Below are 26,609 nucleotides of genomic sequence, written 5' to 3' on the forward strand. Positions count from 1 at the left end.
GTGCTGGGTGCGGCCATGGGAAATCAAAGTGTCACTAGCATTCGCTAGAAGAGCCTATTTTTGATTGAAATGTGCATGCTTGGCGGCTTGAGGGGCGCTCGATTGCTCCAGAAAGCGCGCATACCGTTGTGCCGTGTCGGCGGGGGCTTCCATCATGGGCAGGTGCCCAATGCCAGGCAGCGCGGCGATGTATGCCTGCGGAAGCAGCTTCTGCACTGTTTGAAGGCCGCTTCGGTCGAATACGCGGTCGCTGTCGCCCCACAGGACCAGGGTGGGGTGCTGCTGCAGGTGGCCCAGGTGTTGTTCCAGCAGATAGCGGTCTTTCAGCTGCGCGTCCCACAGGCGGGTGTTGGATGCAGCGTTGCGCAGCGCGTCCTGCTCGGAAGCATGCAGGATGGGGTAGGGCAGGAAGGGGCGCTTTTCAAACACCAACTCCATCATCGCTTTGAAGGCGGTGGCATCGTGGGCCACCAGCGGGCGTTGCCCGGCGTCGATGAGGCGGTCCATGGTGCTGGGCTGGGGCGAGCGTATGCCGTGGGGCGCGCCGATGAAGGCCACGCTGGCTACGCGCTCGGGGTACCGCAGGGCAAAGAGCGCTGCGATCGTGCCACCCATCGAGTTGCCAGCCAGATGCACTTGCGCCAAGCCGAGTGCGTCCAGAAACGCGGCGAGGCGCGTCACTTGGGCGGCATAGTCGTAGGCTTGGTCATCGCGCCGCGTGCTTTCGCCAAAGCCCGCGATATCTGGGGCAATCACCCGGTACTGGCCGGTGAGGGGGCGCGCAAAATCGACCCAATGGTCCTTCTCCGCAAAAATGCCGTGCAGCAGAACAATGGGCGTTCCAGCATCTGCTCCACTGCCGACGGCCAGCGCGGGGTTTGGGGGCGTGCCGTTGTCCAGGTAGTGGATGGTGCGCATCGCCGCGTTGGTGGTTTTTTCTTCCAGGCCAGACAGATGGCGATTGGCCCTGAGCGGGGCTCTTTGAACAATGAAGGCACCCCGTAGTAGAGGCCGGCTGTGCCCAGTACCAGTGCCGTTGCAACAGAAATAGCGATGCGTTTCAAGAAGCGTTCTCCAGGGATATGGCGGTGTGCATGCCGGGGACCGCTGCATAAACACCGGCAGGCCCCCTGGCAGGAGAGGCAAGGCTACGGAGATCTCGGTAAAAAAACTTGTAGGTTTGGGCTATGCCGACACGCAACACACTGACCCTGGGCACTGACCGCGCGCTCTACGTCGGAGAGATCCCGGCCACGGGCTGGCACTGCCATGCGTCGCCGGTGCTGCTGATGGGGCTCTCGGGCCGGTTCGCGTTGCGCTGGGGCGAAGGGCTGATGGAGACCTGTCACAGCGCGCTGGTGGATGCCGGGGTGGAGCATCTGTTCGACCCCTGCGGTGAAGTGGTGGCGCTGGTGTACCTGGAGCCCGACTCGCCGGAGGCGCGCAGCCTGCGCAGCGTGTTCCAGCGGCAGGGTGGCGTGCTCCTGGATGCGGCGGCGCCGGTGGGGGCGCGTGCGGCCATGGAGGGCTATCTGCGCGCCTTCGATCTGCCGGCCCTGCTTCAGCGCCACTTGCTGCAGGCGGCGACCCCGCTGGACCCGCGCGTAGCCCGCAGCCTGCATGCCCTGCGCCGTCCGCAGCAGGAGCAGGAGCAGGAGCAGGGGCGCCTGGCGCGGGCGGGGCTCGCGTCCGAGGCACAGCTGTCGGCCTCGCGCTTCAACCATTTGTTCCGCGCCGAAATGGGTGTGAGCCTGCGCAGCTACCGCGTATGGTCGCAGGTGCGGCTGGCCATGGCCGGGTTGGCGGTCAGCCCGCGCCTCACGGACGCGGCGCTGGACGGCGACTTTGCGGACTCGGCGCATTTCAGCCGCACGTTCCGCCAGACCTTTGGCATGACGCCGTCGAGCGTGCTCAAGCCGCTCAAGCAGGTCACGCTGTTGGATTGACCCCTGTCACCCGCCCACGCGCCGCGCCAGTGCGCTGGCGGTGAGGGCCAGGCCTGCGGGCCACACATCTGCGGCCTGTCCGTGCTGGTACACCGCTTCGCTCGCTGCACGCAATGCGCTGGCGCCAGCGGCCAGGTGCGCGCCCGCCATGCCCGCCAGCACATCGCCCGTGCCCGCCGTGGCCAGCCGCGCGTTGCCTGTGGGGTTGATGGCGGGGATGCGGTCGGGCGCGGCAATCACGGTGCCCGAACCCTTGAGCACGGCCACGCAGTTGAATTGGTCCGCAAGTTGTTGCGCGGCATCCAGCCGGTTGGCCTGAACTTCGGCGGTGGTCAGGCCCAGCAGGCGGGCGGCTTCCAGCGGGTGGGGGGTGATGACCGTGGGCTGCCCGTGCTGCCCACGTGCCACCACCAGCGCATGCAATGCGGCCTGGGAGGCGATGGCGTTGAGTGCGTCGGCGTCTAGCACCAGGCGCGCGGCGCGGGCAATGACCTCGGGCAGCACGCGAGCGATGGCCTGACCGCCGCCACAGCCGCAGACCACGGTGAGCTGCTCTAGCGCCAGCGCGTCAAAGCGGCGCAACATCAGCTCGGGCTGCTGCAAGTCCAGTTGCAGATGCCCGTCGTCCAGCAAGGCCACCAGCACCCGGCCTGCACCGCTGTGCAGGGCGGCCGATGCTGCCAGCAGTGCGGCGCCCGCCATGCCCATACCGCGTGCCGCCAAACCCTCGCCACCCACCACGGCGACATCGCCATAGCTGCCCTTGTGGCTGGCGTGGGCGCGTGGGGTGGGCAGGGCGGGGCCGGAGAGCCAGGCGTTGGGCGGCTCATGCCCGGGAGCCACGCCCAGGTCGTCCAGCCACACCTGGCCTGCTGCGTCCCGCCCGGTGGCGGTGAACAGGCCGGGCTTGAGGTTGAGCAGACTCAGCGTGTGGCGTGGCGGGGGCGGGCGGTGGTGCGGGGTATCGGGCGCGAGGCCCGCAGCAAACTGGCCGGTGTCTGCGTCCAGCCCGCTGGGCAGGTCCACTGCCAGCACGGGGGCCAGATTGTGGTGCAGGGCTTGCAGACAGGCCTGGAGTCGGGCATCGGGCGTGCGCGAGGGGGCTTGGGGTGAAGACGAGACGCCAATGCCCAGTAGCGCATCGATGCACAGGTCGTTGGCATCCAGGTCGTCGGGTGCGGCATCGGCCCAGGCCACGCCTGCATCACTTGCGCGCTGCCAGGAAGCTCTGGCGTCGGCCGGGGCCGTGTCGGGTTGGCCCAGCCAGGTCACGACCACTTTGCGGCCACTGCGTTGCAGGTGCATCGCAGCCTCCAGCCCGTCACCACCGTTGTTGCCGGGGCCGCAGGCAATCCACACGGTGCGTGCGTGCGGAGCCAATGCCTGGGCCAGTTGCGCCACGGCCAGGCCAGCGCGTTGCATGAGGGTATGTGGGGGCAGGGCGGCCGCGGCCGCTTTTTCCAGGCGGCGTGTGGCGGCTGTGTTGAACAGTGGGTGAGGCTGGTGGGGGGCGATGCGGTGCATGGGGCGAGGGCAGGGGCGCTGCAAACGGCAGGCGCCTGCCATTGTGCGCCGCCGCTTCCCGCTTTGAAAATATCCCAGGTGGGGTCAGAACCGCCGCATGCCCAGCCCGTCCAGCGACACCTCGGGTTCACGCTGCGCGATCAGGTCGGCCAGTGCCCGGGCACTGCCGCAAGCCAGGGCCCAGCCGCCAGCGCCGTGGCCGGTGTTGAGCCACAGACCCGGCACGCCGCTGGCGCCCAGAACCGGCGCCCCATCGGGCAGCATGGTGCGCGCGCCGCGCCAGATCTGCAGGTTGGATGACAGCTGGGCGCCACCGGGGAACCAGTCGTTCAGCGTGCGGTACAGGCGCTGCAGCGTGGGGGTGTAATGCTCGGCCTCGGCCCCCGCCAGTTCCGCGCCGCCGGCAATGCGTACGCGCTGGCCCAGGCGCGTGATGGAGATTTGCTGGCCCGCATCGACCACGCTGGCGCGCGGGGCGTGGGTGGATTCGCGCAGCGGGGCGCTCACGGAATAGCCATACACGGCCGCCATGGGCAGGCCCAGGCCCAGTGCGGGCAGCAGCGTGGCCGATGCCATGCCGGCGCACAGCACCACGGCATCAAAGCGGCGCAGGTCTGTTTCGCCCTGCAGCACCACGCCGGTGGGGCTGGTGCCGACGCGGTCCACCCGGGTGTTGAACACAAACTGCACCCCCGCACCCTGGATGCCCTGGCGCAGCAGCTGCGCGAACAGGCGGCAGTTGCCCGCGCGCGCATCGGGCAGGTGGATGGCGCCCGCCAGCGGCGCCTCGGTCGACAGGCCGGGTTCGATCTGGCGCGCCGCATCGGCGTCGATCTCGCGCAGGGCCACGCCACTGTCGCGCAGCACTTGCAGCGCGGGCTGCAGGCGGGCGCGGTCTTCTTCGGTGCGCAGCAGCACCAGGCGGCCGTCGCTGGCTTCAAAGTCCAGCTCGTGCTGGCTGACGATGGCTTGCAGGCGCGCCTGGCTGTATTGCGCCAGGCGCTCGACAGCAGCGGCCGGGGCGCTGTTGCTGCGCGCCGTGCTGCGCCAACGCCGCAGCCAGGACCAGTTGGCACGGGTCAGGCCGCCTGCCACGCGCAGGGTGGCCTGTGCGCCCATCAGCCGCAGCGGCTGGCCGAAGCCCGGCAGCGCCCAGGGGCTGAGCAGGTGGGGCGCCAGGAGCCCGGCAGTGGCAAAGCTGGCCTCCTCGGCGGCCGCACTGCGCTGTTCAAACACCGTGACTTCGTGGCCGTCGCTGGCCAGTTCGTACGCGGTGGTGACGCCGACAATGCCGGCGCCCACTATGGCAATCTTCATGAATTTAGGTGTTTTTGGCTTCAAGCGCAAGTGGATCATGCGCTGGTAGCTATTATTTTTGTAGTGTTTGCTCGATCTGCAGGCTGATGTTGAGCACCGTGTCATCCCGGAGTGCCCCGTGCCAGACCATCAGCCCGACCGGGAGTTCCCCTTGCACATGGCAGGGCAGGGACAGCGCGCAGCCGTCCAGCAGGTTGACCACACTGGTGTTGCGCAGCAGCAGGTTGTTCACGCGGAAGAACTCGGCATCGCGGGCTGCGTCCCGGGCCTTGTCCAGGCCATCTGCGGGGGCGACATCGGCCAGCAGCGGCGCCACGATGGGCACGGTGGGGGAGAGCAGGGCGTCGTAGGGCTCCATGTCGGCGAGCATGCGCGCAATCCATTGCTGGCGCTCCTGCAGCAAGTCGATGTATTCCCAGGCCATCAGCGTGGCGCCTTTTTCGATGCGCATGCGCACCCGGGGGTCGTAGCGGTCGCCTGCGCGCTGCAGCAGCGCGCGGTGCCACGCGTATGCTTCAGGGGCGGCGAAGCCATAGGCGGGCTGCTCCAGCACGGCGGGCAGGGCGATGGTGTCGATCTGGGCGCCCGCCTGGCGCAAGGCTTCCACACTGCGCTCAAAGGCGCGGGCCACGGGGGCGTCCAGCCCGTCGAGGAAGAGGGTGGATGGGACGGCCAGCCGGTATTGCGACAGCGGCGCCAGACTGCGCGTCACGCGCCGGGCGGCCAGCACCTCGTGCGCCACGATGGCGTCGCGCACTGTGCGCGTCATGGCGCAGGCGGTGTCCAGGGTGGTGGACAGCGGCACGGCGCCCGCGGTGGGCACCAGCCGGGCCGTGTTCTTGAAACCCACAATGCCATTGAGGGCGGCGGGAATGCGGATGGAGCCACCGGTGTCCGACCCCAGCCCGATGAACGCCGCGCCGGTGGCCACCGACACCCCAGCGCCGGACGAAGACCCGCCGGGCACCCGGGGCGCGCCGGGCAGGGCGCCAAACCGGTTATCCCAGGCAGCGGGCGTGCCGTAGTGGGGGTTGACGCCTACGCCGGAGAAGGCGAATTCCACCATGTTGGTGCGGCCGATCAGGCTGGCGCCCGCTGCGCGCAGTCGGGCTACAGCCGGGCAGTCCTCGGCGGCTGCGGGAGCATCGGCCAGCGCAGTGGAGCCCGCCGGGGTCGGTTGCCCGGCGATGTCAAACAAGTCCTTCACCGACACGGCCAGTCCGGCAAGAGGCAACTGGGCCACACCCGGCTGCACCGCCGTGGTGCGTGCTCCGTCAAACAGCGTGCGGACAAAGCTGTGGGTGTTGGATGCAGCCTGGGCGGCGTCGATGCAGCGCTCCAGCTCGGCGGGCGCGGTGGTGGCGCCGTCCCGCAGTTGCTCACGGGTGGCGATCAGGTCAGGGAGCATGGGTGTGCTAGAATCTTTGGGTTTTGCTGGGAGCAGTAGCGCAGTGGTGCAAAGTTTGCACAACCCGCGTGGCCGCTGCGGCAAGGCCAATCGCAAAGCAGCCCTGTCAAGGTGTTGCGGTGTTCGTGAGGATCACGGCACTGCAAATATTGGGGCTGATTTTAGACCTAACCTTTGGAGTATTTTTATGTCCGTTACCATGCGCGAAATGCTGGAAGCCGGTGTCCACTTCGGTCACCAAACCCGCTTCTGGAACCCCAAGATGGCCCCCTACATCTTCGGCCATCGCAACAAAATTCACATCATCAACCTGGAAAAGTCGCTGCCACTGTTCCAGGAAGCCCAAAAGTTCGCCAAGCAACTGGCTGCCAACCGCGGCACGATCCTGATGGTCGGCACGAAGCGCCAAGCCCGTGAAATCCTGGCCACTGAAGCGCAACGCGCTGGCGTGCCTTTCGTGGACCAGCGCTGGCTGGGCGGCATGCTGACGAACTTCAAGACCGTGAAGACTTCGATCAAGCGCCTGAAGGACATGAAGGCCCAGCAAGAAGCTGGCCTCGAAAACCTGAGCAAGAAGGAGCAACTGACGTTCTCCCGCGAAATCGAAAAGCTCGAAAAGGACATCGGCGGCATCCAGGACATGGCTGCTCTGCCCGACGCCATCTTCATCATCGACGTGGGCTTCCACAAGATCGCCGTGGCCGAAGCCAAGAAGCTGGGCATTCCGCTGATCGGTGTGGTGGATACCAACCATTCGCCCGAAGGCATCGACTACGTGATCCCCGGCAACGACGACTCGGCCAAGGCCGTGACGCTGTACGCCCGTGGCATCGCTGACGCGATCATCGAAGGCCGCGCCAACGCCGTGAACGAAGTCGTGAAGGCCGCCGCTGGCGAGAGCACCGACGAATTCGTGGAAGTGCAAGAAGCCGCTGCCTGATAGCCCGGCTGCGCGATCCGTCGCGAACAAAAGCGGGGCCCCTGGTGAGCCCCCTTTTTTTTAGCCCGAATCTGAACTGACTGAACTGAATACTGAAGGAATAAAGATGGCTGCAATTACCGCAAGCATGGTGGCTGAACTGCGTGGCAAGACCGACGCCCCCATGATGGAATGCAAGAAGGCGCTGACCGAAGCCGAAGGCGACATGGCCAAGGCGGAAGAGCTGCTGCGCGTCAAGCTGGGCACCAAGGCTGGCAAGGCCGCGTCGCGCGTGACTGCTGAAGGCGTGGTCGCCAGCTACATCGACGGAACCACGGGTGCTCTGGTCGAAGTCAACAGCGAAACCGACTTCGTTTCCAAGAACGACAGCTTCATTGCCATGGCCAACGCCGCTGCCAAGCTGGTGGCACTGCACAACCCCGCCACGGTGGAAGCCCTGGGTGCACTGCCCTACGAGCAAGACAGCTTCGGCCCCACGCTGGAAGATGTGCGCAAGGGCTTGATCGGCAAGATCGGTGAAAACATGTCGTTCCGCCGCTTCAAGCGCTTCAGCGGCTCCAATCTGGCAGCCTACCTGCACGGCTCGCGCATCGGTGTGGTCGTCGAGTTCGACGGTGACGCCACCGCCGCCAAGGACGTTGCCATGCACGTGGCCGCCATGAAGCCCGTGGCCCTGACCAGCGCCGATGTGCCTGCCGATCTGATTGCCAAGGAGCGCTCGGTCGCCGAAGGCAAGGCTGACGAAGCCAACAAGGAACTTGTGGCTGCCGGCAAGCCTGCACAAAGCGCTGAAATCACGGCCAAGCGCATCGATGGCGCGGTGCAGAAGTACCTCAAGGAAGTCTCGCTGGCCGACCAGGTCTTCGTGAAGGCTGCCGACGGCAAGCAAACCGTGGCCCAGATGCTCAAGGCTGCCAACACCAACGTGAAGGGCTTCACCCTGTACGTGGTGGGCGAAGGCATTGAGAAGAAGGTGGACGACTTTGCTGCCGAAGTGGCTGCCCAGGTGGCTGCTGCCAAGGCTGCTGCCTGATCGTTCCCTGTAACCACCCCACCAAAGCCTCGTACCACTTACTGGAGAAATTTCCCATGTCCAACGCTGCACCAGCCCATAAGCGCATTTTGCTCAAGCTGTCTGGTGAGGCGCTGATGGGGGATGACGCCTTCGGTATCAACCGCGCCACTATCGTGCGCATGGTCGAGGAGATCGCCGAAGTGACCCGCCTGGGTGTCCAGGTGGCCGTGGTGATCGGTGGGGGCAATATTTTCCGTGGTGTCGCCGGGGGCTCGGTCGGGATGGACCGTGCCACCGCCGACTACATGGGCATGCTGGCCACCGTGATGAACGCCCTGGCCCTGGCCGACGCCATGGACAAGCAGGGCCTGGTGGCCCGCGTGATGTCCGCCATTGCCATCGAGCAGGTGGTCGAGCCCTATGTGCGCCCCAAGGCGCTGCAGTATCTTGAAGAGGGCAAGGTCGTGGTCTTCGCGGCCGGTACGGGCAACCCGTTTTTCACCACCGACACAGCAGCTGCCCTGCGTGGCGCGGAAATTGGCGCCGAACTGGTGCTCAAGGCTACCAAGGTGGACGGCGTTTATACTGCCGACCCCCAGAAGGATCCCACGGCGACGCGCTACACCAAGCTCAGCTTTGACGAGGCCATGTCCCGCAATCTGGGCATCATGGACGCGACTGCCTTCGCTCTGTGCCGTGACCAGAAGCTGCCCGTGAAGGTGTTCTCCATCATCAAACACGGCGCCTTGAAGCGCGTGGTGATGGGCGAAGACGAAGGTACGCTGGTTTACGCTTGATCACGATGGAAAGGCCTGCATCGCATGCAGGTCGGCCCGAGGAGAAAACATGACGATTGCCGACATCAAGAAGACTGCTGAAACCAAGATGGACCAGTCCATCACCGCGTTCAAGAACAACCTGCAGAAGATTCGCACCGGTCGTGCCAATCCGGCCCTGCTCGATACGGTGCAGGTCGAGTATTACGGCTCCCTGGTTCCACTGAGCCAGGTGGCCAACGTGGCGCTGATCGATTCGCGCACCATCAGCGTGCAGCCCTGGGAAAAGGGCATGGGCGCCAAGATTGAAAAGGCCATCCGCGAAAGCGAACTGGGCCTGAACCCCGCCTCCATGGGCGACCTGATTCGCGTGCCCATGCCCCCCATGAGCGAAGAGCGCCGCAAGGAAATGACCAAGCTCGCGCGCAACGAGGGCGAGAGCGCCAAGATCGCCGTGCGCAACCTGCGCCGCGATGCCAACGAATCCGTCAAAAAACTGGTCAAGGACAAGCTGGCGTCCGAAGACGACCAGAAGCGCGCCGAAACGGAAGTGCAAAAGTTCACCGACAAGCACATCGCCGAGATCGACGCGCTGGTGGCCGCCAAAGAGCAGGAAATCATGGCGGTCTAGAGCGTGTGATGCGCTTTTACGTACCCGCGTTGGCCCCGCACGTAGGTGATCGCAAGGCGCAGTGCGCAGCCAAGGCCGGGGCCTTGGCAAGCAGTGCAACGCCGCGAGTGCCTGCGTGTGGGGCCAACCCTTTGGGAAAGTCGGGGAAAGGCCCGGCTACGTCGTTGCAAGCCGCTTGCGGTATTCATACCGCGGCGCGTCCTGCGCCTAGTTGCCGGGCCTTTCCCCGACTTTCGCGGGCACGTAAAAGTGCATCACACGCTCTAGGCCCCAGGGCTTGAACATTTCCATGTCTGCATTTCCGGTGGTGCCACACCACATTGCCATCGTCATGGATGGCAACGGCCGCTGGGCCACGCGCCGCTTTTTGCCGCGCCTGGCGGGCCATAAACAAGGGGTTGACTCACTGCGCCGCTGCGCACGCGCTTGCGTGCAGCGCGGCGTGCGTGTGCTCACCGTTTTTGCGTTCTCTTCTGAAAATTGGAATCGCCCTGCCGACGAGGTCTCCGGCCTCATGGAACTGCTGGCGATGGCCCTGGCGCGCGAGGTGCCGCAGCTCAAGAAGGACGGTGTGCGCCTTCATTTTGTGGGCGAGCGGGACAGCCTTTCGCCCAAGGTGCGAGACGGTCTGGGTCAGGCCGAAGCGGCCACGGCGGACAACACACGCCTGGTGCTCAACGTCTGCTTCAACTACGGAGGCCGTTGGGACATCGCCCAGGCGGCTGCGTCGCTGGCTGCGCGGGGTGAGCCCATCACCGAGGCCAGTCTGCACAGCGCGATGGGCCTCGCCCATGTGCCAGATCCCGATCTGGTGATCCGTACGGGGGGAGAGATGCGGATCAGCAACTTTTTGCTCTGGCAGTCGGCATACTCCGAGTTCTTCTTCAGCGACCGGTTGTGGCCCGATTTTGATGAGTCCGCCCTGGACGAAGCCATCGACGCCTTCAGCCGCCGCGAGCGCCGTTTTGGCAAAACCTCTGAACAGATTCTGTCCGCGCATCCTGATCCGATGCCGGGTTGAGAACCTGAACAGGTTCTGAAAGCCCCCATGCTTCAACAGCGCGTCATCACCGCCTTGGTTCTGCTGGCCATTTTGCTGCCGGCGCTTTTCTACGCCAACACCATCCCGTTCACGCTGGTGGTGTTGGTTTTGATGGCTGCCGGTGCCTGGGAATGGGGGCGTCTGAGCGGTTTTGGCCAGGCGGGCTCCGTGGCCGTGGGTGTGGCCTGTGTGGCCTTGTGCGCCGGGTCGTGGGCGCTGGGCTGGGTGGATCGTCCGTTTACAGCCCTCTGGGTGGTGGGCGGCGGGCTGTGGGTTCTGGCGGCTGCCTGGCTGCTCAAGGCCGGAGTGCCTGGCTGGCCCCGCATACCAGCCGGTGTGCGTCTGGTGGCTGGCGTGCTCGCCTTGTGGCTCGCGTGGCTGGCTGTGGTGCAGGCCCGCAATGTGGGCATCAACTTTTTGCTGTCGGTGCTGTTGCTGGTGTGGGTGGCCGACATCTTTGCCTACTTTGCGGGGCGTGCATTTGGGTTGCGGTTTACCAAGGGCAAGCTGGCGCCCTCGATCAGTCCCGGCAAGAGCTGGGAAGGTGTGTGGGGCGGCCTGGCAGGGGTGATGGTGATGGCCTTCGTCTGGGTGGCGGCGGATGCCCACTGGCAGGCGGCGGTGCCCAGTTTTTACAGCCGCATGGCGCAGCAGGGCTGGTGGTTGCTGGTGATTGCGGCGTTGTTCATGGTGGCCATGAGCGTGTCGGGTGACCTGGTGGAGTCGCTCATCAAGCGCAGCGCCGGAGTCAAGGACAGCAGTGGCCTGTTGCCTGGGCACGGCGGCGTGCTCGACCGCGTGGATGCCTTGTTGCCCACACTGCCCCTGGCCATGATGCTCACGAGCCTGACAACCCTATGAAGAAACAACGACTCACCGTTCTCGGTTCCACCGGCTCCATCGGGACCAGCACACTGGATGTGGTGGCGCGCCACCCTGAGCGCTTCGAGGTGTTTGCCCTGAGTGCGGCGACGCAAGTGGACCTTTTGCTGGCGCAGTGCGCGCAGTTTCGCCCGCGTTATGCGGTGATGGCCAGCGCCCCGCATGCGGCTGCCTTGGCTGAAAAATTGCAGGCAAATGGCCTTCCAACGCAAGTCATTCAATCGCAAGATGCTCTTGAAATAGTAGCGTCACACGACGATGTGGATGCTGTGATGGCTGCCATCGTGGGGGCGGCCGGTCTTGCTCCCTGTCTGGCTGCGGCGCGTGCGGGCAAGCGATTGTTGCTGGCCAACAAGGAGGCCCTGGTGGTGGGGGGCGGGCTGTTCATGCAGACTGTGCGCGACGGTGGCGCCACGTTGCTGCCCATTGACAGCGAACACTCCGCCATCTTTCAGTGCCTGCCAGAAGACCCTGCCACCTGGTCTGACCGCGTGGACAGCATCCTGCTCACGGCTTCGGGTGGTCCGTTTCGCCAGCGGGATCCGTCCACACTGTCGCAGATCACCCCTGATCAAGCCTGTGCGCATCCCAACTTCTCGATGGGACGCAAGATTTCCGTGGATTCGGCCACGATGATGAACAAGGCGCTGGAGGTCATCGAGGCCCGCTGGCTGTTTGACCTGCACCCAGACCAGATCAAGGTGGTCATCCACCCGCAGCAGATCATCCACTCCATGGTGCAGTTCAAGGATGCCTCCATCCTGGCCCAGTTGGGGACCCCTGACATGCGCGTGCCGATTGCCTGCGGCCTGTCTTGGCCCGAGCGCATCACCAGCGGGGCCAGCAAGCTGGATTTCTCGACCCTGAGCGCCCTCGCGTTTGAAGATGCGGACGCCGTTCGCTTCCCTGGCCTGCACCTGTCCTGGCAGGCGCTCAAGGCGGCCGAGGGGACCACCGCCGTGCTGAATGCGGCCAATGAGGTGGCTGTGGGCGCCTTTTTGTCCGGACGGCTGCGTTTTGACCATATTCACGCGGTCAACCTTGCAACTTTGGACGCCGTTTCGCCCTCCAAGCCCGATTCGCTGGCTGCATTGCTGGATCTGGACACCCAGGCCCGCCATGCGGCAGAACATGTGGCGGGCCGTCTGGCTGCCTGATTGCCGTCCCGTTCAGGAACTCTCCATCCATGCTGCTCACCATCGCTGCCTTCATTGTGGCCCTCGGTCTGTTGATTGCGGTGCACGAATATGGGCACTACCGCGTGGCGGTGGCCTGTGGGGTCAAGGTGCTGCGGTTTTCGGTAGGCTTTGGCAAGCCGTTGCTGCGCTGGCAGCCGCAAGGGTCTCCCACGGAATTCGTCATCGGTGCGTTTCCCCTGGGGGGCTATGTGCGCATGCTGGACGAGCGGGAAGCGCCTGTCGCTGCAGAGGAGCGGCATCTGGCCTTCAACACCCAGCCCCTGCGCTCGCGTGCAGCCATCGTTGCCGCCGGACCCATTGCCAATTTGTTGCTGGCCGTGCTGCTGTATTCGGTGGTGAACTGGAACGGGGTGGAAGAACCCCGGGCCATTCTGGCGAGCCCGGTTGCGGGCTCTGTCGCGCAAAGTGCCGGCTTGCGGGGCGGTGAACTGGTAGAGCGCGCCGCATTGGGGGCAGAAGACCTGGAGCCGGTGCGTTCGTTTGAAGACCTGCGGTGGCTGCTGACCCGTGGTGCGCTCGAGGGACTGAATGTTCGCCTTGACGTGCAGTCCGCCCAGGGTGCAGGCCACCGCGAGGTGGTCCTTGACATGTCCCGTATCGACAGCCGTGAGGCCGATGCCCAGCTGTTCCGCAAGGTCGGCATCCTGGGTCCTTGGACCCGTCCCGTGCTGGGCGAGGTCATGGCGCAAAGTGCTGCCGATCGTTCCGGCCTGCGTTCCGGCGATCTGGTGCTCAAGGTGGGCCAGACCGATGTCGTTGACGGCCAGCAGTTGCGTGAGCTGATCCGGCAATCGGTGCGTGGCAATGAGCCGGTGGCGCAGCCCTGGCGCGTGCAGCGCGGCGGCCAGGTGATCACTCTGGACGTGTTGCCCGACGCCGTGATCGAACCTGGCAACACGGTAGGGCGCATTGGTGCCTACGTAGGGGCTGCGCCGGAGCTCGTGACGGTGGACTACGGCTTGGTCGATGGCCTGTGGGGCGGCGTGGTGAAGACCTGGGACGTGTCGTTGCTCACCTTGCGCATGATGGGGCGCATGGTGATCGGCGAGGCGTCGCTCAAGAACCTGAGTGGGCCCTTGACCATCGCTGACTATGCAGGCCGCTCGGCCAGCATGGGGCTCACGCAATACCTCATTTTTCTGGCCCTGATCAGCGTGAGCCTGGGGGTGCTGAACCTGCTGCCGCTGCCTGTCTTGGACGGTGGGCACCTGATGTATTATCTTTGGGAGGGTGTCACGGGCAGGGGCGTGTCGGACGCATGGATGGAGCGGCTGCAGCGTGGAGGCGTTGCAGTCCTGCTGGTCATGATGTCCATAGCCCTGTTCAACGATATCACCCGGCTCTTTGGCTAACACTTTTGCCGCGCTTGCCCTGCAACTGCGGCTCCCGCTTCATTCATGAAAAAACACATTAATCGCCTGGGCGTGCGTACTGCATCGGCCGTTGCAGCCATGATTTTTGTCGCCAATGCGGCATGGGCTCTGGAGCCATTCAAGGTGCAGGACATTCGCGTGGAAGGCTTGCAGCGTGTGGAGCCCGGCACCGTGTTTGCATCCATGCCCCTGCGGGTCGGTGACGACTACAACGACGAAAAAGGCGCTGCCGCAATCCGTGCGTTGTTCGGTCTGGGACTGTTCAAGGATGTGCGCCTGGAGGCCAGCGGCAATGTGCTGGTGGTGGTGGTTGAAGAGCGCCCCACCGTCGCCGACGTGGACTTTGCCGGCGCCCGCGAATTCGACAAAGATGCCCTCAAAAAAGCCATGCGCGAAGTGGGCCTGACGGAAGGCCGCCCGTATGACAAGGCGCTGACCGACCGCGCTGAACAAGAGCTCAAGCGCCAGTACATCAACAAGAGCCTGTATGGCGCCGAGGTGGTGACCACGGTCACGCCCATCGAGCGCAACCGGGTGAACCTGACCTTCACGATCACGGAAGGTGAGCCTGCACGGATCAAGGAAGTGCGCATTGTGGGCAACAAGGCGTTCAGCGAATCCACGCTCAAGGGCCTGTTCGACCAGGACACAGGGGGCTGGCTGAGCTGGTACACCAAGTCTGATCGCTACTCCCGCACCAAGCTCAATGCCGACCTCGAAACCCTGCGCTCGTATTACCTGCAGCGCGGCTACCTGGAGTTCCGTGTGGACTCGACGCAGGTCGCCATCTCTCCGGACAAGCAGGACATTTCCATAATTGTCAATGTGACGGAGGGTGAGCGGTATGTGGTGTCGGGTGTCAAACTCGAAGGAAACTACCTGGACCGTGAAGACGAGTTCAAGTCGCTGGTGACCATCCGCCCCGGCGAGCCCTACAACGCCGACCAGGTGACCGAAACCACCAAGGCCTTCTCCGAGTATTTCGCCCGTTTTGGTTTTGCATTTGCCCGCGTAGAGGCTGTGCCCGAAATCGACCGCGAGAACAATCGCGTCAATTTTGTGCTGCAAGCCGAACCAGCACGCCGCGCCTACGTGCGCCGTATCAACGTCAGTGGCAACAACCGCACTCGTGACGAAGTCATTCGCCGTGAGTTCCGCCAATACGAGGCCTCCTGGTACGACGGCGACAAGATCCGCCTGTCCCGCGACCGCGTAGACCGCCTGGGTTTCTTCACGGAAGTGAACGTGGAAACGCAGGAAGTGCCTGGTTCTCCCGACCAGGTCGATCTGGTGATCAACGTGGCTGAAAAGCCCACCGGCTCGCTGCAACTGGGCGTGGGTTTCTCCAGCGCCGAGAAGGCATCCCTTTCCTTCGGCATCAAGCAGGAAAACATCTTTGGCTCGGGTAACTATCTGGGCATCGATGTCAATACCAGCAAGTACCGGCGCACGCTGGTGTTCAGCACCACCAACCCGTACTTCACGCCCGAAGGCATCTCGCGCACGCTCGACGTGTACTACCGCACCGACAAGCCGTATGAAGACCAGGGGGGCAACTACCAACTGGTTACCACCGGGACCTCGGTGCGTTTTGGCGTGCCTTTCAGCGAGACCGACACGGTGTTCTTTGGCGGCGGGCTGGAGCAGACCCGCATCAAGCCCGGCACGAACATCCCGGCCACCTACCTGTTCTATGCCGACAAGTTCGGCTACAGCAGCACGTCGATTCCATTGACCGTGGGCTGGTCCCGCGACGACCGGGACAGCGCTCTGGCGCCCAATTCCGGCCGCTACCAGCGCATTAATTCCGAATGGTCTGTGGCGGGCGACGCGCGCTATGTGCGGGCCAACTACCAGTATCAGCAATACATCCCGCTCAACAAGCGCTTCACCATTGCCTTCAATGGCGAGGCTGGTTACGGCAAGGGCTTGAACGGCCGCCCATTCCCGGTGTTCAAGAACTTCTACTCGGGCGGTCTGGGCTCGGTGCGTGGTTTCGACCAGGGCACTCTCGGCCCGCGTGATGTGACTGGTGCTTCCTTGGGCGGCCCCAAGAAGATCACACTGAACACCGAGCTGATTGCTCCGTTCCCGGGTGCTGGCAATGACCGGACCCTGCGAGTCTTCACGTTCCTGGACGTGGGCAATGTGTACGGCGAAAACGACAAAGTTACCTTCAGTGACATGCGTGCCTCCGTGGGCTTGGGTCTGAGCTGGATTTCGCCACTCGGCCCCTTGCGTTTGGCGTTTGCGCAGCCAGTGCGCAAGTTCGCCGGCGATAGAATCCAGAAACTGCAATTCCAGATTGGAACGTCTTTCTAATGAAATCCTTTTCTCGCCATCTCTCCGTGGCCTTGCTGCTCGGCACCGTTGCCTTCGCAGCCCCTGCACAAGCGCAAGAGTTCAAAGCCGGTTTCGTCAACACCGATCGCATCTTCCGGGAAGCCACCACAGCCAAGGCTGCGCAGGCCAAGCTGGAGCAGGAGTTCTCCCGCCGCGAGAAAGAACTGGTGGACATGGGCAACACCCTGAAGACCGCCAGCGACAAGTTTGAACGTGAAGCGCCCACCATGGCCGAGAGCCAGCGCACTGCGCGCCAGCGCCAGCTGGTGGACCAGGACCGCGACTTCCAACGCAAGCGCCGTGAATTCCAAGAAGACCTGAGCGCCCGCAAGAACGAAGAGCTGTCGCAAGTGCTGGAGCGTGCCAACAAGGTGGTCAAGCAGGTGGCCGAAGCTGAAAAGTACGACGTGATCCTGCAAGAGGCCGTCTACATCAACCCCAAGCACGACATCACCGACAAGGTGATCAAGGCCCTGAATGCCGCTGCTGCAACCAAGTAAGCCGCTGCGCAGGACAGGTGGCGCGTGAGCAGCTTGCTTCTCGGGCACATCGTTGATGCGCTCGGTGGTTCGCTGGAAGGGGGAGCGCGGGAAACCGCCATTGCCCGCATCGCGCCACTGGAGGTTGCAGGCCCGGGAGACCTCAGTTTTCTGAGCAACCCGCGCTACCAACAGCAACTGGCCGCCTCCCGGGCGGCCTGTGTCATTGTGGCGCCTGCCATGCGTGATGCCGCACTGGCGCGCGGCGCATGCATCGTGGCCGACAACCCGTATGTGTACTTTGCCCGCGCCACCCAGTTGTGGCGCCAGCGCAATGCGCCCGCGCGGCCATCGGGTGTGCACCCCAGTGCGGTGGTCGATCCCACGGCGCAGGTGCACCCTTCGGCCACCATTGGTCCGCTGTGCGTGGTCGAGCGCGGGGCGAGCATCGGTGCGGACACTGTGCTCAAGTCCCGCGTCACCGTGGGCGAGGATTGCCATGTGGGTGCGCGTTGCATCGTCCATGCGGGCGTGGTCATCGGGGCCGATGGTTTTGGTTTTGCGCCGGAGAACGGGCAATGGGTCAAGATCGAGCAACTCGGTGCCGTGCGCATCGGAGACGATGTCGAGATCGGGGCCAACACCTGCATTGATCGGGGTGCGCTGCAAGACACGGTGATCGAAGACGGCGTGAAGCTCGACAACCTGATCCAGATCGGCCACAACGTGCGCATCGGCAAGCACTCGGCCATGGCCGGGTGCGTGGGTGTCGCGGGCAGTGCCACCATCGGGGCGCATTGCACCGTGGGCGGCGGCGCCATCGTGTTGGGGCACCTGGAGCTGGCCGACAACGTGCACATCTCGGCTGCGACGGTGGTCACCCGCTCTCTCACCCGGCCTGGCCAGTACACCGGCATGTTCCCCATCGACGACAATGCGCGCTGGGAAAAAAACGCTGCCACACTCAAACAATTGCACAGCCTGCGCGAGCGCATCAAGGCGCTGGAGCTGGCCCTCAAGGCAGCATGAACGGAAGAACAACTCGATGATGGATATTCACGCAATTCTCAAGCAACTGCCCCACCGCTACCCGTTTTTGCTGGTGGACAAGGTGATCGAGTTGGAGAGCAACACCCGCATCAAGGCCATCAAGAACGTCACGTTCAACGAGCCCTATTTCATGGGGCATTTCCCCGGCCGTCCGGTGATGCCGGGTGTGTTGATCCTGGAGGCATTGGCCCAGGCCGCAGGTTTGCTGGCCTTTGACGCCATGGGCAAGGTGCCCGATGAGAACAACATCTACTACTTTGTCGGTATCGATGGCGCGCGTTTCAAGCGCCCGGTGGAGCCCGGTGACCAGCTGATCCTGACCATCACCATCGACCGTGTGCGCGGTGGCATCTGGAAGTTCAAGGGCGTGGCCAGCGTGGGCGAAGAGGTGGCTTGCGAGGCCGAACTCATGTGCACCATGCGCGCCGTGGGTTGACCGGTTCAGACCTGTTGGATCGTGAGCAATATCCACCCCACAGCCCTTGTTGCGGACGGTGCCCGCCTGGACCCTACGGTCACGGTGGGGCCTTACACGGTCATTGGTGCACACGTGACCATTGGTGCGGGCACCACGGTCGGCGCGCACTGCGTGATCGATGGGCACACCACGATTGGTGTTGACAACCGCATCTTCCAGTTCAATTCCATCGGCGCCATCCCGCAGGACAAGAAGTACGCGGGCGAGCCGACCGAACTGGTCATCGGCGACCGCAACACCATCCGCGAGTTCTGCACACTGAACCTGGGAGTGCCCCAGGCTGGTGGCATCACCACCGTGGGCCATGACAACTGGATCATGGCGTACACCCACATCGCCCACGATTGCCATGTGGGCAACCACACCACACTGGCCAACAACACCACGTTGGCAGGTCATGTGCACCTGGGCGATTGGGTGACGGTGGGCGGGCTCACCGGCATTCACCAGTTCGTCAAGATTGGTGCCCACGCGATGGTGGGCTTTGCCAGCGCCGTGTCGCAAGACGTGCCACCTTTCATGCTGGTGGATGGCAACCCCTTGGCCGTGCGCGGCTACAACGTGGTGGGGCTGCGCCGCCGTGGCTTTTCGGCCGAGCGCATTGCGGCAGTCAAGCAGATGCACAAGCTGATCTATCGCCAGGGCCTCACGCTGGAGGCTGCGCGCGCCGCCATTGCCGAGCTGGCGGAGTCCGCGCCGCAGGCCGGCGACGACGCGGGGATGATGGAGCGGTTCCTGGCCGACGCCACGCGCGGCATTGCGCGCTGAGGGCTGGGCGATGGCAGATTCCCCCCGCGTCGCGATGGTGGCGGGCGAGACGTCGGGCGACTTGCTGGCGGGCTTGCTGATCGACGGCATGCAGGCGCATTGGCCGGGGCTGCAATCCAGCGGCATTGGCGGGCCGCAGATGGCGCGCCGCGGCTTTGCTGCCTGGTGGCCCAGCGACAAACTGGCGGTACACGGCTACAGCATGGAAGTGCTGCGCCGGCTGCGCGAGTTGCTGCGCATCCGCAAGCAGCTGCGCGAACGCCTGCTCAAAGACCGCCCCGATGTATTCATCGGCGTGGATGCGCCCGATTTCAATCTGGGCCTGGAGGCCGATTTGCGCGCTGCGGGCATCAAGACCGTGCATTTTGTGTGTCCGTCCATCTGGGCCTGGCGTGCAGACCGCGTCGAAAAGATCCGCCGCAGCGCAGACCATGTGCTCTGCATCTTCCCGTTCGAGCCAGAGTTGCTCGCGCAGCACGGCATAGCCGCCACCTACGTGGGCCACCCCCTGGCGGGCGTGATTCCCATGGTGCCGGACCGTACGGCCGCGCGCGCGCAACTGGGCCTGAGGGATGAGGACGAAGTTCTGGCCATCCTGCCGGGAAGCCGCTCTTCCGAGATCCAGTACATCGCGCGGCCCTTCTTTGAGGCGGCAGCGCTGGTGCTTAAAGCGCGACCAGCTATTAAATTGATAGTGCCTGCGGTGCCTGCACTGCGCGACCGCATCGAGCAGGTGGCGCGCGCGTGTGGTCTGGGTGATGCCCTGCAGATCACCACAGGCCAGTCGCACACGGTGCTCGCGGCCTGTGATGCCACCTTGATCGCCAGCGGCACCGCGACGCTGGAGGCCGCGCTGTTCAAGCGGCCCATGGTCATCGGCTACCACATGCACCCCCTGAGCTGGTGGCTCATGCGCCGCAAGCAGCTGCAGCCCTGGGTGGGCCTGCCCAACATCTTGTGCCGTGAGTTTGTGGTGCCCGAGCTGATCCAGGACGCCGCCACGCCCCAGGCCCTCTGTGCCGCCACGTTGGACTGGCTGGATGCAAAGCGTCAAGATCCCCCAAAAATTGCGGCCCTGGAGCAGCGCTTTACGGCGCTGCACGAGAGCCTGCTGCGCAACACTCCACAACTGGCTGCCGATGCGATCCAGAAAATCCTCGCTCCCGCAGCCTGAGCAGGCCTGCCTGCCCTGGCATCCGCCCGGCCTGGTGGCTGGGGTGGACGAGGCTGGGCGTGGTCCCCTGGCCGGGCCCGTGGTGGCAGCGGCTGTGATCCTGGACGACCTGCATCCGATTGCGGGCTTGGCCGACTCCAAGAAACTCACGGCCGCGCGGCGTGAAAAGCTTTACGACGAGATCCGCGCCAAGGCCCTGTGCTGCAGCATCGCCGAGGCCAGTGTCGAAGAGATCGACCAGCTCAACATCCTGCAGGCCACGCTGCTGGCCATGCGCCGTGCCGTCATGGGGCTGCGGCTCAAACCGGCGATGGTGCTGGTGGATGGCAACCGGCTGCCGGTGCTGGATGTTCCGGCGGAGGCCATCGTCAAGGGCGATGCGCTGGTGCCGGTCATCTCGGCGGCCTCCATCCTTGCCAAGGTGCACCGCGACCGCTGGTGCGCGCAGGTGCATGACGAGTTTCCCCAATACGGCTTTGCCGGACACAAGGGGTACGGCACGGCCGTGCACATGGCAGCCTTGCGCGAGCACGGTGCCTGCATTCACCACCGGCGCTCGTTTGCACCAGTGGCCCAAAACCTGCGCGCCGGATCCTGACCGGGCGCTGAAAACTAGCCATGACCTCCTCGTCCGTCACCGCCATCCATTCCCGCGATAACGCCTTGGTCAAGGACTTGCGCCGTTTGGCGCAGGACACGACGGCGTACCGCAAGCAGGGCCGTGTCTGGCTCGAAGGAGACCATCTGTGCCGCGCCGCGCTGGCGCGGGGGCTGCGGGCATCGGTGGCGGTGTTTTCTGAGTCTTTTTGGCCGCAGGCGCAGGTGGAATATGCTGGTGCAGCTACGAAATTCATAGTCCTTGCCGATGCACTGTTTGCGGACGTGAGCGGGCTGGAGTCGCCCGCCTCGATGGGTTTTATCCTGGACTTGCCCGCACCGGCTTCACTCCAGCCCAATGCGCCCACCGTGGTGCTGGACAGGGTGCAGGACGCGGGCAATGTGGGTTCCATCCTGCGCAGCGCCTCGGCGTTCGGGTTTCGCCAGGTGGCCGCCATCAAGGGCAGTGCCGCGTTGTGGTCGCCCAAGGTCTTGCGGGCCGGCATGGGGGCGCATTTCGCACTCGACCTGATTGAAGGGCTGGCGCTGGACGACCTCGCCGCCCTCCAGGTGCCGCTGCTGGTCACCAGCTCCCACGCGGGCGACTTCTTGCACCGCGCCGCCTTGCCCTGGCCCTGCGCCTGGGTGATGGGCCACGAAGGGCAGGGCGTCAGCCCGGCTCTGGAAGATAGGGCTTCTTTGCGCATCCGCATTGCCCAACCCGGCGGCGAGGAGTCGCTGAATGTGGCGGCGGCTGCGGCCATCTGCCTGCACGCGAGCGGAGCAGGGCGCTGACGCTGTCTGTGCCTGCCGCGGTGCTGTGGGCGTCCAAGGCGAGCTTGGGGCTCGCAGGTCATAGACGCTGGTATCAGGGTTATGCAAGGCGTGCATTGCGGAGGTGTCAGCGACGGAGGGTATAATCGGGAGCTTTTCTCGCAACAGCGTCGCCCGACCGCACCCAAAGCAACAACCCATCTGAGAGCAGCCCTTGGCACCATCGCGCTTCGAGTGTGCGAGTGGTCTGCAGGCGCCGGGCGACCGTAACCATCCGGAGAACCCAGTGCTTTTGTCTCTCAAGGGAAACTTCCCGCCCGCCATCCTGGCGCTCGCAGACGGCACGGTCTTTATCGGTAACTCGATCGGTGCCACCGGCACCACGGTCGGCGAAGTGGTGTTCAACACCGCCATCACCGGCTACCAGGAAATCCTCACCGACCCCAGCTACTGCCAGCAGATCGTCACCCTGACGTATCCGCACATCGGCAATTACGGCGTCAATGCGGAAGACATCGAGGCCGACAAGGTCCATGCTGCAGGCCTGATCATCAAAGACCTGCCACTTCTGGCCAGCAACTTCCGATCCACCGAAACGCTTTCGCAGTACCTCGTGCGCGAAAAGACGGTGGCCATTGCCAACATCGACACCCGCAAGCTCACCCGCCTGCTGCGTGACAAGGGTGCGCAGAACGGTGCCATCCTGGGCCTCGCAGCCGGTGAGACCGTCACGCAGGCGCGCATCGACGAAGCCCTGGCGGCTGCCAAGGCTGCGCCCAGCATGAAGGGCCTGGACCTGGCCCAGGTGGTGACCACCCCTGCGACCTATACCTGGGACCAGACCGAGTGGAAGCTGGGCGATGGCTATGGCACACAGGCTGCGCCGCGCTTCCATGTGGTGGCGTATGACTTTGGCGTCAAGAAGAACATCCTGCGTATGCTGGCCGAGCGTGGCTGCAAGCTCACCGTGGTGCCCGCCAAAACGCCCGCGGCCGACGTGCTGGCCATGAAGCCGGACGGCGTGTTCCTGTCCAACGGCCCTGGCGACCCAGAGCCCTGCGACTACGCCATCGAAGCCACCCGCCAGATCGTCGAAGCGGGCGTGCCCACCTTCGGCATCTGCCTGGGCCACCAGATCATGGCTCTGGCCAGCGGCGCCAAGACCTTCAAGATGGACAACAGCCACCATGGTGCCAACCACCCCGTGAAGGACCTGGACAACGGCCGCGTGAGCATCACCAGCCAGAACCACGGTTTTGCCGTGGACATGGCCTCGCTGCCTGCCACGCTGCGCCCCACGCACATCAGCCTGTTCGACGGCACTCTGCAAGGGCTGGAGCGCACCGACAAGCCTGCGTTCTGCTTCCAGGGTCACCCCGAGGCATCGCCCGGCCCGCACGACATCGCCTACCTGTTTGACCGCTTCACCGCGCTGATGGAGAAGAAATAATGCCAAAGCGCACAGACCTCAAATCGATCCTCATCATCGGCGCCGGCCCGATCATCATCGGCCAGGCCTGCGAGTTCGACTACTCCGGCGTGCAGGCCTGCAAGGCCCTGCGCGAAGAGGGCTACAAGGTCATCCTGATCAACAGCAACCCCGCGACGATCATGACCGACCCGGCCACCGCCGACGTCACCTACATCGAGCCCATCACCTGGCAGACGGTCGAGAAGATCATCGCCAAGGAGCGCCCTGACGCCATCCTGCCCACCATGGGCGGCCAGACGGCGCTGAACTGCGCGCTCGACCTGTGGCGCAACGGCGTGCTCGACAAGTACAAGGTCGAGCTGATCGGCGCCACGCCCGAAGCCATCGACAAGGCTGAAGACCGCCTGAAGTTCAAGGACGCCATGACCAAGATCGGTCTGGGCTCCGCGCGCTCGGGCATCGCTCACAGCATGGATGAAGCCTGGGCGGTGCAAAAGAGCGTGGGTTTCCCCACCGTGATCCGCCCCAGCTTCACGCTGGGTGGCACGGGCGGTGGCATTGCCTACAACCCCGAAGAGTTCGAGACCATCTGCAAGCGCGGCCTGGAAGCCTCGCCCACCAACGAGCTGCTGATCGAAGAATCGCTGCTCGGCTGGAAAGAGTACGAGATGGAAGTGGTCCGCGACAAGGCGGACAACTGCATCATCATCTGCTCCATCGAGAACCTGGACCCCATGGGCGTGCACACGGGTGACTCGATCACCGTGGCTCCCGCACAGACGCTGACCGACAAGGAATACCAGATCATGCGCAACGCGTCGCTCGCGGTGCTGCGCGAGATCGGCGTAGACACGGGTGGCTCCAACGTGCAGTTCTCGGTCAACCCGAAGGACGGCCGCATGATCGTCATCGAGATGAACCCGCGCGTGTCGCGTTCGTCGGCGCTGGCCTCCAAGGCCACGGGCTTCCCCATCGCTAAGGTCGCCGCCAAGCTGGCCGTGGGCTACACGCTCGATGAGCTCAAGAACGAAATCACGGGCGGCGCCACGCCTGCCTCGTTCGAGCCTTCGATCGACTACGTGGTCACCAAGATCCCACGTTTTGCGTTCGAGAAATTCCCGACGGCCGACAGCCGCCTGACCACCCAGATGAAGTCCGTGGGCGAGGTCATGGCCATGGGCCGCACCTTCCAGGAGTCCTTCCAGAAAGCCCTGCGCGGTCTGGAAGTGGGCGTGGACGGCATGAACGAAAAGACCCAGGACCGCGAAGTGCTCGAAAAGGAACTGGGCGAGCCCGGTCCCGAGCGCATCTGGTACGTGGGCGACGCTTTTGCCATGGGCCTGTCGGTGGACGAGGTGTATGACCTCACCAAGATCGACAAGTGGTTCCTGGTGCAGATCGAAGAGATCGTGAAGATCGAGCTGGAGCTGGACAAGATCGCTGCAGAAAAGGGCGACGCTGCATTGGCATCGCTGGATGCTGACACGCTGCGCACCCTCAAGAAGAAGGGCTTCTCCGACCGCCGACTGGCCAAGCTGCTCAAGACCACCGAGAAATCGGTGCGCGAAGCACGCCGCGCCCTCAACGTGCGCCCGGTCTACAAGCGCGTGGACACCTGCGCTGCAGAGTTTGCGACCAACACGGCCTACATGTACTCGACCTACGAGGAAGAGTGCGAAGCCGCGCCCACTGACAAGAAAAAGATCATGGTGCTGGGCGGTGGCCCGAACCGCATCGGCCAGGGCATCGAGTTCGACTATTGCTGCGTGCATGCCGCACTCGCCATGCGCGAGGATGGCTACGAAACCATCATGGTCAACTGCAACCCTGAAACGGTTTCGACCGACTATGACACGTCGGACCGCCTGTACTTTGAGCCGCTCACGCTCGAAGACGTGCTCGAAATCGTGGACAAGGAAAAGCCACACGGCGTGATCGTGCAGTACGGCGGCCAGACGCCTTTGAAGCTTGCACTGGGCCTGGAAGCCGAAGGCGTGCCGATCATCGGCACCAGCCCCGACATGATCGACGCAGCAGAAGACCGCGAGCGCTTCCAGAAACTGCTGGGCGATCTGGGCCTGCGCCAGCCGCCCAATGCCACCGCACGCACCGAAGCCGAGGCCCTGGAAAAGGCTGCTACGCTGGGTTACCCCCTGGTGGTGCGCCCCAGCTATGTGCTGGGCGGTCGTGCGATGGAAATCGTGCACGAACAACGCGACCTGGAGCGTTACATGCGCGAGGCCGTGAAGGTGAGCAACGACTCGCCCGTGCTGCTAGACCGCTTCCTGAACGACGCCATCGAGTGCGATGTGGACTGCTTGCGCGACCCCGAGGGCAAGACCTTCATCGGTGGTGTGATGGAACATATCGAGCAAGCCGGTGTGCACTCGGGTGACTCGGCCTGCTCGCTGCCTCCGTACTACCTCAAGCAAGCCACGGTGGACGAGCTCAAGCGCCAGTCGGCTGCCATGGCTGAAGGCCTGAACGTGGTGGGCCTGATGAACGTGCAGTTTGCCATTCAGGAAGTGGATGGCAAGGACGTGATCTACGTGCTGGAAGTGAACCCCCGCGCCTCGCGCACGGTGCCGTTTGTCTCCAAGGCCACCGGCATCCAGCTGGCCAAGGTCGCGGCACGCTGCATGGCGGGCCAGACGCTGGCTTCGCAGGGCATCACCAAGGAAGTCACACCGCCGTACTTCAGCGTGAAGGAAGCGGTGTTCCCGTTCGTCAAGTTCCCCGGCGTGGACACCATCCTCGGCCCCGAGATGAAGTCCACCGGCGAAGTGATGGGCGTGGGCAAGACCTTTGGCGAAGCCTTCGTGAAGAGCCAGCTGGGCGCGGGCACTAAGCTGCCGACGTCGGGCAAGGTGTTCCTTACCGTGAAGAACAACGACAAGCCCCGTGCAGTGGACATTGCCCGCCAGTTGGTGGCGCTGGGCTTCGACCTGGTTGCTACCAAGGGCACGGCTGCAGCCATTGCCGAAGCGGGTGTCCCGGTGGTGGTGGTCAACAAGGTCACCGAAGGCCGCCCGCACATCGTGGACATGATCAAGAACAACGAGATTGTCATGGTCATCAACACGGTGGAAGAACGCCGTAACGCGATTGCCGATTCGCGTGCGATTCGTACCTCGTCGCTGCTGGCCCGCGTGACCACGTTCACCACCATCTTTGGTGCGGAGGCGGCCGTGGAAGGCATGAAGTACCTGGACAAGCTCGACGTGTATTCCGTGCAGGAACTGCACGCTCAGCTGGCGGCCTGACCGGGTTTTTGCGGTGGCTTTGGCCGCCGCAAACACGGCATAATCGCCACTGAACCAACACCGCCGCGCGGCAACGTGCGGCGGTTTCCTTTTGTAGATGTGCCACGTGCACCCCCCAATGTTTTGTGGGGAGCAGCGTGGCGAAAGATCGGTGGAAGTGCCTTGCACTTTCACCGTTTTGACTTGTGGAGACTCAAT

Annotated in this window: 23 protein-coding genes; 19 read left to right on the plus strand and 4 right to left on the minus strand. The window is 64.2% G+C overall.

Features of this window, described 5'->3' with window-relative positions:
- Positions 1-54: 54 nt before the first annotated feature.
- The gene (locus tag ACODSU_RS18465) at positions 55-918 is read right to left on the minus strand and encodes an alpha/beta fold hydrolase (protein WP_488843806.1); all 864 of its coding nucleotides are present in this window, start codon (positions 916-918) and stop codon (positions 55-57) included.
- A gap of 269 nt (positions 919-1,187) precedes the next feature.
- On the opposite strand from ACODSU_RS18465, the gene ACODSU_RS18470 reads away from it, so the two are divergent.
- Complete coding sequence (locus ACODSU_RS18470) at positions 1,188-1,946, plus strand: helix-turn-helix transcriptional regulator (RefSeq protein WP_488843808.1); 759 nt, start codon at positions 1,188-1,190, stop codon at positions 1,944-1,946.
- 6 nt (positions 1,947-1,952) lie between these two features.
- On the opposite strand, the gene ACODSU_RS18475 is transcribed toward ACODSU_RS18470, so the two are convergent.
- The 3 genes from ACODSU_RS18475 to ACODSU_RS18485 form a co-directional block, all read right to left on the minus strand.
- Positions 1,953-3,470: an NAD(P)H-hydrate dehydratase gene (locus ACODSU_RS18475; RefSeq protein ID WP_488843810.1), complete on the minus strand. Its 1,518-nt coding sequence runs from the start codon at positions 3,468-3,470 to the stop codon at positions 1,953-1,955.
- A gap of 84 nt (positions 3,471-3,554) precedes the next feature.
- Positions 3,555-4,787, minus strand: a complete 1,233-nt coding sequence (locus ACODSU_RS18480) for an FAD-dependent oxidoreductase (protein WP_488843812.1) — start codon at positions 4,785-4,787, stop codon at positions 3,555-3,557.
- Positions 4,788-4,839: 52 nt separating this feature from the next.
- Positions 4,840-6,195, minus strand: coding sequence for an amidase (locus tag ACODSU_RS18485; protein ID WP_488843813.1), 1,356 nt, complete (start codon positions 6,193-6,195; stop codon positions 4,840-4,842).
- 187 nt (positions 6,196-6,382) lie between these two features.
- Between ACODSU_RS18485 and rpsB the strand changes: the two genes are divergently transcribed.
- From rpsB to carB, 18 genes are all read left to right on the plus strand, one after another.
- A complete protein-coding gene (gene rpsB / locus ACODSU_RS18490; protein WP_015013551.1) occupies positions 6,383-7,135 on the plus strand; it encodes a 30S ribosomal protein S2 in 753 nt (250 codons plus the stop codon).
- A 106-nt stretch (positions 7,136-7,241) separates the two neighbouring features.
- A complete protein-coding gene (gene tsf / locus ACODSU_RS18495; RefSeq protein ID WP_488843816.1) occupies positions 7,242-8,168 on the plus strand; it encodes a translation elongation factor Ts in 927 nt (308 codons plus the stop codon).
- A 56-nt stretch (positions 8,169-8,224) separates the two neighbouring features.
- On the plus strand, positions 8,225-8,947 hold the full coding sequence (gene pyrH / locus ACODSU_RS18500) for a UMP kinase (protein ID WP_008906712.1): 723 nt from the start codon (positions 8,225-8,227) through the stop codon (positions 8,945-8,947).
- A 49-nt stretch (positions 8,948-8,996) separates the two neighbouring features.
- Positions 8,997-9,557 carry a ribosome recycling factor gene (frr, locus tag ACODSU_RS18505; RefSeq protein WP_488843818.1) on the plus strand — a complete coding sequence of 187 codons (561 nt, stop codon included), beginning with the start codon at positions 8,997-8,999 and terminating at the stop codon, positions 9,555-9,557.
- A 289-nt stretch (positions 9,558-9,846) separates the two neighbouring features.
- Positions 9,847-10,578 (plus strand): polyprenyl diphosphate synthase, encoded by a 732-nt coding sequence (gene uppS, locus ACODSU_RS18510; RefSeq protein WP_488843820.1) that lies wholly within the window; start codon positions 9,847-9,849, stop codon positions 10,576-10,578.
- 27 nt (positions 10,579-10,605) lie between these two features.
- Complete coding sequence (locus ACODSU_RS18515; protein ID WP_488843822.1) at positions 10,606-11,460, plus strand: phosphatidate cytidylyltransferase; 855 nt, start codon at positions 10,606-10,608, stop codon at positions 11,458-11,460.
- Positions 11,457-12,638, plus strand: coding sequence for a 1-deoxy-D-xylulose-5-phosphate reductoisomerase (ispC, locus tag ACODSU_RS18520; RefSeq protein ID WP_488806482.1), 1,182 nt, complete (start codon positions 11,457-11,459; stop codon positions 12,636-12,638). Before ACODSU_RS18515 ends, ispC begins: the two co-directional genes overlap by 4 nt.
- Before the next feature lie 29 nt (positions 12,639-12,667).
- Positions 12,668-14,032, plus strand: a complete 1,365-nt coding sequence (rseP, locus tag ACODSU_RS18525; protein WP_488843824.1) for an RIP metalloprotease RseP — start codon at positions 12,668-12,670, stop codon at positions 14,030-14,032.
- A 45-nt stretch (positions 14,033-14,077) separates the two neighbouring features.
- The gene (gene bamA, locus ACODSU_RS18530; RefSeq protein ID WP_488843826.1) at positions 14,078-16,375 is read left to right on the plus strand and encodes an outer membrane protein assembly factor BamA; all 2,298 of its coding nucleotides are present in this window, start codon (positions 14,078-14,080) and stop codon (positions 16,373-16,375) included.
- Complete coding sequence (locus ACODSU_RS18535) at positions 16,375-16,896, plus strand: OmpH/Skp family outer membrane protein (protein WP_209820379.1); 522 nt, start codon at positions 16,375-16,377, stop codon at positions 16,894-16,896. Before bamA ends, ACODSU_RS18535 begins: the two co-directional genes overlap by 1 nt.
- 24 nt (positions 16,897-16,920) lie before the next feature.
- On the plus strand, positions 16,921-17,904 hold the full coding sequence (gene lpxD, locus ACODSU_RS18540; RefSeq protein ID WP_060984097.1) for a UDP-3-O-(3-hydroxymyristoyl)glucosamine N-acyltransferase: 984 nt from the start codon (positions 16,921-16,923) through the stop codon (positions 17,902-17,904).
- Between the two features lie 16 nt (positions 17,905-17,920).
- The gene (gene fabZ / locus ACODSU_RS18545) at positions 17,921-18,361 is read left to right on the plus strand and encodes a 3-hydroxyacyl-ACP dehydratase FabZ (RefSeq protein WP_060984096.1); all 441 of its coding nucleotides are present in this window, start codon (positions 17,921-17,923) and stop codon (positions 18,359-18,361) included.
- Positions 18,362-18,382: 21 nt separating this feature from the next.
- Positions 18,383-19,171: an acyl-ACP--UDP-N-acetylglucosamine O-acyltransferase gene (lpxA, locus tag ACODSU_RS18550; RefSeq protein WP_488843829.1), complete on the plus strand. Its 789-nt coding sequence runs from the start codon at positions 18,383-18,385 to the stop codon at positions 19,169-19,171.
- A 10-nt stretch (positions 19,172-19,181) separates the two neighbouring features.
- Positions 19,182-20,345: a lipid-A-disaccharide synthase gene (lpxB, locus tag ACODSU_RS18555; protein ID WP_110959204.1), complete on the plus strand. Its 1,164-nt coding sequence runs from the start codon at positions 19,182-19,184 to the stop codon at positions 20,343-20,345.
- Entirely contained in the window at positions 20,311-20,943 is a 633-nt protein-coding gene (rnhB, locus tag ACODSU_RS18560; protein WP_476017861.1) for a ribonuclease HII, read from the plus strand. Before lpxB ends, rnhB begins: the two co-directional genes overlap by 35 nt.
- A gap of 20 nt (positions 20,944-20,963) precedes the next feature.
- Positions 20,964-21,737: a TrmH family RNA methyltransferase gene (locus ACODSU_RS18565; RefSeq protein WP_488843832.1), complete on the plus strand. Its 774-nt coding sequence runs from the start codon at positions 20,964-20,966 to the stop codon at positions 21,735-21,737.
- A 265-nt stretch (positions 21,738-22,002) separates the two neighbouring features.
- The gene (carA, locus tag ACODSU_RS18570; RefSeq protein WP_488843834.1) at positions 22,003-23,166 is read left to right on the plus strand and encodes a glutamine-hydrolyzing carbamoyl-phosphate synthase small subunit; all 1,164 of its coding nucleotides are present in this window, start codon (positions 22,003-22,005) and stop codon (positions 23,164-23,166) included.
- On the plus strand, positions 23,166-26,411 hold the full coding sequence (gene carB, locus ACODSU_RS18575; protein WP_110959065.1) for a carbamoyl-phosphate synthase large subunit: 3,246 nt from the start codon (positions 23,166-23,168) through the stop codon (positions 26,409-26,411). The genes carA and carB overlap by 1 nt, the downstream gene beginning before the upstream one ends.
- Positions 26,412-26,609: the final 198 nt, after the last annotated feature.

It is taken from the genome of Acidovorax sp. FG48, assembly GCF_057809085.1.

Excerpts from the sequence above, each read along its gene's own strand:
- ACODSU_RS18470 (WP_488843808.1), top strand. The coding sequence starts at position 1,188 with ATGCCGACACGCAACACACTGACCCTGGGCACTGACCGCGCGCTCTAC.
- bamA (WP_488843826.1), top strand. The coding sequence starts at position 14,078 with ATGAAAAAACACATTAATCGCCTGGGCGTGCGTACTGCATCGGCCGTT.
- rnhB (WP_476017861.1), top strand. The coding sequence starts at position 20,311 with ATGCGATCCAGAAAATCCTCGCTCCCGCAGCCTGAGCAGGCCTGCCTG.
- ACODSU_RS18475 (WP_488843810.1), bottom strand. The coding sequence starts at position 3,470 with ATGCACCGCATCGCCCCCCACCAGCCTCACCCACTGTTCAACACAGCC.
- rseP (WP_488843824.1), top strand. The coding sequence starts at position 12,668 with ATGCTGCTCACCATCGCTGCCTTCATTGTGGCCCTCGGTCTGTTGATT.
- uppS (WP_488843820.1), top strand. The coding sequence starts at position 9,847 with ATGTCTGCATTTCCGGTGGTGCCACACCACATTGCCATCGTCATGGAT.
- ACODSU_RS18465 (WP_488843806.1), bottom strand. The coding sequence starts at position 918 with ATGCGCACCATCCACTACCTGGACAACGGCACGCCCCCAAACCCCGCG.
- ACODSU_RS18535 (WP_209820379.1), top strand. The coding sequence starts at position 16,375 with ATGAAATCCTTTTCTCGCCATCTCTCCGTGGCCTTGCTGCTCGGCACC.
- ACODSU_RS18485 (WP_488843813.1), bottom strand. The coding sequence starts at position 6,195 with ATGCTCCCTGACCTGATCGCCACCCGTGAGCAACTGCGGGACGGCGCC.
- ACODSU_RS18565 (WP_488843832.1), top strand. The coding sequence starts at position 20,964 with ATGACCTCCTCGTCCGTCACCGCCATCCATTCCCGCGATAACGCCTTG.
- pyrH (WP_008906712.1), top strand. The coding sequence starts at position 8,225 with ATGTCCAACGCTGCACCAGCCCATAAGCGCATTTTGCTCAAGCTGTCT.
- frr (WP_488843818.1), top strand. The coding sequence starts at position 8,997 with ATGACGATTGCCGACATCAAGAAGACTGCTGAAACCAAGATGGACCAG.
- carB (WP_110959065.1), top strand. The coding sequence starts at position 23,166 with ATGCCAAAGCGCACAGACCTCAAATCGATCCTCATCATCGGCGCCGGC.
- rpsB (WP_015013551.1), top strand. The coding sequence starts at position 6,383 with ATGTCCGTTACCATGCGCGAAATGCTGGAAGCCGGTGTCCACTTCGGT.
- ACODSU_RS18480 (WP_488843812.1), bottom strand. The coding sequence starts at position 4,787 with ATGAAGATTGCCATAGTGGGCGCCGGCATTGTCGGCGTCACCACCGCG.
- ispC (WP_488806482.1), top strand. The coding sequence starts at position 11,457 with ATGAAGAAACAACGACTCACCGTTCTCGGTTCCACCGGCTCCATCGGG.
- ACODSU_RS18515 (WP_488843822.1), top strand. The coding sequence starts at position 10,606 with ATGCTTCAACAGCGCGTCATCACCGCCTTGGTTCTGCTGGCCATTTTG.
- lpxB (WP_110959204.1), top strand. The coding sequence starts at position 19,182 with ATGGCAGATTCCCCCCGCGTCGCGATGGTGGCGGGCGAGACGTCGGGC.
- fabZ (WP_060984096.1), top strand. The coding sequence starts at position 17,921 with ATGATGGATATTCACGCAATTCTCAAGCAACTGCCCCACCGCTACCCG.
- tsf (WP_488843816.1), top strand. The coding sequence starts at position 7,242 with ATGGCTGCAATTACCGCAAGCATGGTGGCTGAACTGCGTGGCAAGACC.